Consider the following 779-nt stretch of genomic DNA (forward strand, 5'->3'; position numbering starts at 1 on the left):
GTTGTGTACAATTACCAAAAACAATAAAATGATTGACTCACCCAAAATTGGAGACAGATTTGAAGGAGTACTTTTGGAAACTATAGTTGAATCTAAGAGCTCTCGACCAAGAGTAAAACCCTTAGAACTATTTTCTGAAGATTTCAGAGTTGAGTTTCCTAGAAATTTAAGAGATGAAAACCCCATTGGAACTAGATTCAGAGGAGATGTCAAAATTGCTCAAAAGACTTCAAAAAAAGACGGAAGTAAAATCGGTAAGCCATATTTAGTCGTAACAAATAAGAGCATAGAAATAATAACAGATTATACTCCTGAAAAAATAATAAAAGCTGTCAAATTAAATACGGTAAGTGATAGAGCATATAAGTATATTGAAACTGAATTTAATAAAGACCCCCAGTTAATATCATTCTCGGAATTTAGGATAAAAGCTTATGAAAACTCAAAAGAAAACCCTGAGAAAAGTAGTGAATCATCTTCATCAAGAACTAAAAGAAGTGAAATAATAAAAACATATGCTTTAACAAGAGCAAAGGGCAATTGTGAAGGGTGTGAAAATCAAGCTCCTTTTCTTAAAAAAAATGGAGAGCCTTATTTAGAGGTTCATCATATGATTGAATTAAGCAAAAAAGGAAGTGATTCTCCAATAAACGTAATTGCACTTTGCCCCAATTGTCATAGCAAAATTACTAACGGTATTGATGGAAATACATATAACGAAAAATTGAAAGTTAAAATAGAAAAACTTGAATCTGAACTTGATAAATAACTGTACACAA

At 30.9% G+C, this 779-nt stretch carries 1 protein-coding gene; it reads left to right on the forward strand.

Annotation, left to right across the window (positions count from 1 at the left end; translation table 11 throughout):
* Positions 1 to 769: HNH endonuclease (locus GMC_RS20600; RefSeq protein WP_238527941.1), on the forward strand; the 769-nt coding region annotated here is incomplete at its 5' end.
* Positions 770 to 779 lie beyond the last annotated feature (10 nt).

The organism is Aquimarina agarivorans, from assembly GCF_000218485.1.
GTDB lineage: Bacteria > Bacteroidota > Bacteroidia > Flavobacteriales > Flavobacteriaceae > Aquimarina > Aquimarina agarivorans.